We start from the raw sequence: 6024 nt of genomic DNA on the forward strand, positions 1-6024 counted from the left end.
TCGCCAGAGTTTAAGGCCAAGGTCGCGCTTGAAGCGATCCGCGAGGAGATGACGCTGGCGGAACTGTCCAAGAAGTACGGAGTGCATCCCACGCAGATCGGGACTTGGAAACGCGCAGCGATAGAAAACATGGCGACGGCATTTACGCGCCGTGGCGCGGCCCCAGAACAGGTGAGCGCCGCCGATGTCGACAAGCTGCACTCGAAGATCGGCCAGTTGGTGGTGGAACGGGATTTCTTCGCCGAAGCCTCGCATCAACTGCTCGGGACGCGAGGCAAAAAAATGGTGAGCCGGGATCACAAGTCAAGCCTTCGTAAACAGTGCGAACTGTTACAGCTTTCGCGATCGCGTCTTTACTATCAGCCGGTCGGCGAAAGCGCTGAGACCCTGCGCTTCATGGAGATCATAGACAAGCAGTTTTTGGAAACGCAGTGGTATGGTTCGCGCCAAATGGCCCGAGCGCAACAAGCACCAATGTGGTCGCCATCGTGTGCGCCGTCTGATGCGTCTCATGAGGCTGGTGCCGATCTATCAGGAACCCAACACAAGCAAGAAGCATCCACAGCATAAGATCTGGCCAGACCTGTTGCGCAATATGGTGATTGACCGCCCCAACCAGGTTTGGTGCGCAGACATTACCTACATCCCAATGCGGCGCGGGTTCTTGTACCTCGTGGCGATCATGGATTGGCGCAGTCGCAAGGTGCTGGCCTGGCGGCTGTCAAACAGTATGGACGCGGATTTTTGCGTCGAGGCTTTGAAAGAAGCGCTCGCTAAACATGGCAAGCCGGACATCTTCAACAGCGATCAGGGCAGCCAGTTCACCAGCGGCGCGTGGATTGACGTGCTGACCGACGCAAAGATCAAAATCAGCATGGACGGGAAAGGCGCATGGCGGGACAACCGTATGATCGAACGGCTGTGGCGGTCCCTGAAATATGAATGCGTGTATCTGAACGCCTTTGAGGCGGGATCAGAAATGCGCGCAGGGATCGGCAAGTGGCTGACTTACTATAACTCCGAACGCCCCCCACTCAACGCACGGCTTGTTGACCCCCCGACGAGGCATATGCCAGAAAAAACAAACCAATGAGAATAGCAGCCTAAATGAACCCCTGATCCATCTTAACCAGGCTCCAAATTGGGCTAAAATCTAGGACCACCTCTCTGCAAAGTCCGGGGTTTGAAGTTAGCCTGTTCTCCAAACGAGGAGACAGACGATGCGGCAGAGCCGGTTTCGCGATGAGGAGATCATTGGCATCCTGAGGGAACACCAGGCCGGCACTGGTTCCAGGGAGCTGTGCCGGAAGGGAAGCATGGCCTCAGCGATGGCACCTTCTGCAAATGGCGCTCGAAGTATGGCGTCATGGAAGTGTCGGAGACCCAGCGGCTGAAGGCACTGGAGGTTGAGAACGCGAAGCTCAAGAAGATGCTCGCGGAGCACATGCTGGATGTGACCGCGCTCAAGGAGATGCTGGGAAAAAACTTCTGAAGCCCGGTGCAAGGCGACGAGCCGTGGACTGGGCCATGACAGAAAAGAACGACCGCCAGCGGCGCGCCTGTGCCCTCGCCGGGATTGATTTGCGCGTCTGTCCGCGACGCTCAGCCAGGTCGGCGGAGGCCGGGCTGCGGGAAAGGTTGAAGGAGCTGTCCGGCGAACGGCGGCGCTTTGGGTATCGCCGGCTGCATCTGTTGCTCGGGCGTGAGGGCTGGCACGTGAAGTGGAAGAAACTCTACCGGATTTACCGCGAAGAGGGGCTGACAGTGCGCAAACGTGGCGGTCGAAAGCCTGTGATCGGAACACGGGCGCCGATGGCGATACCGCAAGGGCCGAACCAGCGATGGTCCTTGGCCTTCGTCTCGGACAGCCTCTCGGACGGTCGTCGCTTCCGTGTGCTTTGCGTCATCGACGACTTCAGCCGGGAATGCCTGGCAACGGTCGTGGACACCTCCCTGTCGGGGCAACGCGTTGGTCGTTGACCTGCCCCCGAGGCTCCCTCGTTCATAACGAGAGTCTGCGGCAGCGAAAAAGGCCTGGCTGAAGACAGCGGCATGGGGCTCTGTTGCACAAAACGGCTGACGGCCAAGGTCCCCCTTTTCCCGGACACGCTTGTCCCGCGGTCTCTGTGACGGGTATGCCGAGCGCAGTGAAGCCGTTCATGACGGCGACACGAACCTGAAGCGCGGCGACTTGGCGGTCGGGCCCCCGCGCCATACCATAAGGCGTTGGCCCAGCAGCTTCATGCAGTGCATCTTGGTCTCGGCGCGACTTCGGCGATGGTAGCCGCTCCACATCCGCCAGATCTTCCTGCCCAGGCGTTTGGATGGGTGAAGAAGGCAGAGGTCGACAGCGGTCGACGCGCAGGCATCCCAACTGAGATGGCGGAGAAGATGAAAGCGCTCGAGCGGGAGCTGCGCTAGGCGAACGAGATCCTCAGGAAGGCGTCGGCGTATTTTGCGATGGTGGAGCTCGACCGCCGGTCGAAGTGATGGTGGGTTTCATCGAGGCGCATCGTGATGCGCATGGGGTCGAGCCGATCTGCGCGGTGCTGCCGATCGCCCCTTCCACCTCCTACGATCACCTGGCGAAGCGGGCCGACCCGGCGCGTCTTTCAGACCGCGCTCGTCGTGACGAGGCTTTGCGACCCGAGATCCTGCGTGTTTTCGAAGAGAACTGGCGAGTCTACGGCGTCCGCAAGATCTGGCGGCAACTCGTCCGGGAAGGTTTCGAAGTCGCTCGTTGCACCGTGGCTCGGCTGATGAAGGAGATGGGTATTCAAGGCATCATCCGCGGCAAGCCGCACCGAACGACGATTCCGGACAAGAAGGCTCCGTGTCCGCTGGACAAGGTGAACCGGCAGTTTCGGGTGCCCGCGCCCAACGTGCTCTGGGTCAGCGATTTCACCTGCGTCGCCACCTGGAAGGGGTTCGTCTATGTCGCCCTTCGTCATCGACGCCTTTGCCCGCAAGATCGTCGGCTGGCGTGTCAGCACGCCCGCGCATGCGGGTTTCGTCATCGACGCCTTGGAGCAGGCAGTGCAAGATCGCCGCCCCGGGAACCGCCGTGTGAATTTATTTTGCCAACACGAGCTAGTTCAGCAGCGCCCTTTCTTGGAGCCACGCGCGCATCTCGCTGATAACTTCTGCCTGCTTTTCAGGCTGTTCGCGGTAATAATGCGTTGCACCCTCAATCCGAAGGTACGTCTTGTCCGCCATTTTTGCCGCTTCAAATACGCAAGCTGGATGGCTGGGTGGCACCGCATCATCGGCGCCATTTTCGATCAGCAAAAACGGACAAGCAATTTGACCGACGCATTCTTTTGCGTCGGCACGCGAATGATCTGGTGACCATTGCGAAAGCCAGGCGCGCAGGGTACTAAATCGGGCGAGTCCTACTGGTCCGGTATTTACGGTCTCGGGGTTTCCAAGATAGCTCCAGCCGGGTCTGCGTTCATTTGGCTCTTGCGTCGGATCCAGAAAGCGCGGATCTGCCATCGTCCGGTGTACGATAAAGGGACGCTCGATTTCCGCTCCGCCTAAGCGTTCCAAATGTGCAAGTTGCTTCAAAACCGTGTCGGTAATTCTCCGCATGCGCGCTCGTTGGCGTTCGCGAAATTCGACGACAAAGGCCGCATCATAAGGCGGTTTCGGGCCATTTGCGGCATAGAGATCAAAATCCGTGTTCCGAACGTCGGGGTCGCTCTCGTCCATGACAGAAGGATCGATCCATTCTGACAAAATCCGCGCTCGTCCCGTATGTGCGGCAATGAACATGACCGCATCTGCCGGCGGCAGATCCGCGCGAGTCAGATCGTACGCGTCCCCACTTGGGGTTTGCGAAATCGAGGGGTGCTCGGCTTGACTTTGATAGAACACCGCAAGTGATCCGCCACCGCTCCAGCCGCACAATACAACATTGAGATATCCCAATTCTTCACGGGCATACCGCATATATGCGCCCAGATCCGCGCATACTTTTTCCATAATCAAGGCCGTATCGTTCTTGGCATAACGTGATGCGCAGGACAGCACATGAAAACCAGCTTTTGCCAGCGCAACGGGCAAGGGCATAAGGTGCAGAGTCGACGCAGGATGCATGAAAACAAGAACAGTGTCCGAAGGCAAATCCTGCGGGATTATTCGCTGTCCTTCCAGAAACACCGAGCCTTGGCTTCCAGTGAACCCATAGGTCTCGGTAAAAGCGGCTTCCTCTCGGAATTGAACGATAACTGGCAACCTCACAATATCGTATGGTACTATCGGTGCGTTGCTGCCAGCCATATCGTTAACCTCTCGCATTGCTGTGCATGAGTTCATCCACGTCAGGTGCGCGCTTGGTCTTGCTCCATTCGTCCAGCATTGGCTTTGCCCTTCGGCCCAACTCGCGGGCCATCTCCGGCGTTGTTGTGTCTACAGCCAACTCTATCCGGTGTCCGTTCGGATCAAAAAAGTAGATAGACTGGCATATCTTGTGGTCGGCCGGCCCAACAACTTCAATCCCACCATCCACCAATCGTTTCTTATATTGTTCCAGCGTCTCCATATCGGCCACCTTGAGTGCAAGATGTTGCACCCAGTCGGGTGTATTCGTGTCCATTTGCATATCCGGGGATTCGGGAAGTTCGAAAAACGCCAAGAACGAACCGTCTCCCATTTCCAGAAAGATGTGAACATGCGGGGACCATTCGCCGGTCGAAGGCACTTTGTTCTCTGCGACCGCGATGGTCAAATCGAGGTCCACATACTTCTTATAGAACTCGGTTGTCTCCTTGGCGTCGCGACATCGGTACGCGACATGATGCAATCCGTTGACAGTCATTAGATTCTCCCCAGAGGATACTGCGATCCCACCGGTGGTATACATTTCGCTGGATTGAGTCAAGATTTTCGTGCATAGGTGGCATAAATGTATACCAGAGAGATGCAATGACCCTTGCTGAAAAAGCCGTTGAAAAGCTGCGAGTCGCCATATTGAAGGGTGAATTTTCCACCGGCCCGTCCATCACCGAGCGGCAGGTCAGTGAATATCTGGGCATTTCCCGCACCCCCGTACGTGCTGCCCTCCAAACACTGTCGAACGAAGGGTTGTTGGACTACGAAGCGCAACGCGGATACCGCGTTCGCAGCGTCAACCATGAAACCATCTCCGACGCTTATATGGTGCGTGCCGCGCTGGAAGCTCTCGCTTCCCAAATAGTCGCCGAAACAGGGCTGCCGGCAGAAACTTCGGCTACGCTCGAAGCTTGCGTCGCAGAAGGGCGGGACCTTCTCGGGAGCGGCGCAGAGCGATTTCAGCATGAAGAATGGCGCAACATGAACAACCGTTTTCACCAGGCAATAGTCGACGCCGCGGGGAATGAAACCCTTGGCAACTCGTTGGCGCATGTGGCGCTCATGCCGATGATGTCATTCAAGGTGATCGCGACTATCGGCGCGTCTCCAAACATGGCTCTATTGGAGGGATCTCAAAGAGATCACGAACAGATCCTTTTGAGCCTTCAGGCTGGTCAGTCCATGCGCGTATCGAACCGTATGCGGGAACATATCCTGTTTGCAGGGGATTTGATTTCGAAAGTCATCCGAAGACAATACGGAGAAAGCACATCCACGGGGGCCGCATCGGATGATCGCGATCGAGGCACAACCAAAAACGAAAATGTGAAAGTGGAACTTAGGTGTTCAGTCCCGGCATCTGGTGAATCGGATTCAGGATGAATCGATCAGGCTCGGAAGTCGAGATCTTGCAGATGTATTCGTAGGGCGTGAGGCCGCTGAGCGTCTTCAGCCTGCGTGCGAAGTTGCAGGCCGCCATGCAGTCCGAGAGGGGCGTGCGCAGCTGATCATGGCTGTCGTAGCGGTATCATTTCACCGTCGCCTCCTTGATCGTTCGGTTCATCCGCTCGACCTGGCCATTGGTCCATGGATGGTTTGGCTTGGTCAGCCGGTGCTCGATCCCATTCGCCTTGCAGATCATGTCGAAGCGCATCTGCCGCGAATATGCTGTGTTTCGGTTGCGAGGCTGCT

The 6024-nt window shown here is 57.1% G+C and carries 3 protein-coding genes, 5 pseudogenes and 1 other annotated feature; of the genes and pseudogenes, 4 read left to right on the top strand and 4 right to left on the bottom strand.

Annotated features, from left to right (window positions below; all coding sequences use genetic code 11):
* Positions 1-1107: pseudogene (locus ATI53_RS24165) on the top strand (IS3 family transposase); the annotation flags it as partial.
* Positions 1108-1220: 113 nt separating this feature from the next.
* Positions 1221-1977 (top strand): annotated as a pseudogene (locus tag ATI53_RS22330) (transposase); the annotation flags it as partial.
* 25 nt (positions 1978-2002) lie between these two features.
* On the opposite strand, the pseudogene ATI53_RS22335 reads toward ATI53_RS22330, so the two are convergent.
* Positions 2003-2334: pseudogene (locus ATI53_RS22335) on the bottom strand (hypothetical protein); the annotation flags it as partial.
* On the opposite strand from ATI53_RS22335, the pseudogene ATI53_RS22340 reads away from it, so the two are divergent.
* Positions 2278-3054, top strand: a pseudogene (locus ATI53_RS22340) (IS3 family transposase); the annotation flags it as partial. The pseudogenes ATI53_RS22335 and ATI53_RS22340 sit on opposite strands and share 57 nt — an antisense overlap.
* Positions 2448-2564: a sequence feature (AL1L pseudoknot), on the top strand. It overlaps the preceding pseudogene by 117 nt.
* A 36-nt stretch (positions 3055-3090) precedes the next feature.
* On the opposite strand, the gene ATI53_RS22345 reads toward ATI53_RS22340, so the two are convergent.
* Both ATI53_RS22345 and ATI53_RS22350 read right to left on the bottom strand, forming a co-directional pair.
* Positions 3091-4281, bottom strand: coding sequence for an alpha/beta hydrolase (locus ATI53_RS22345; RefSeq protein ID WP_111551418.1), 1191 nt, complete (start codon positions 4279-4281; stop codon positions 3091-3093).
* A gap of 4 nt (positions 4282-4285) precedes the next feature.
* Entirely contained in the window at positions 4286-4819 is a 534-nt protein-coding gene (locus ATI53_RS22350; RefSeq protein ID WP_009502709.1) for a VOC family protein, read from the bottom strand.
* 107 nt (positions 4820-4926) lie between these two features.
* Between ATI53_RS22350 and ATI53_RS22355 the strand changes: the two genes are divergently transcribed.
* A complete protein-coding gene (locus ATI53_RS22355; RefSeq protein ID WP_111551417.1) occupies positions 4927-5715 on the top strand; it encodes a GntR family transcriptional regulator in 789 nt (262 codons plus the stop codon).
* On the opposite strand, the pseudogene ATI53_RS22360 reads toward ATI53_RS22355, so the two are convergent.
* Positions 5672-6024 (bottom strand): annotated as a pseudogene (locus ATI53_RS22360) (integrase core domain-containing protein); the annotation flags it as partial. The gene ATI53_RS22355 and the pseudogene ATI53_RS22360 overlap by 44 nt on opposite strands.

This window comes from Salipiger aestuarii (assembly GCF_003259905.1).
Classification (GTDB): Bacteria; Pseudomonadota; Alphaproteobacteria; order Rhodobacterales; family Rhodobacteraceae; genus Salipiger; species Salipiger aestuarii.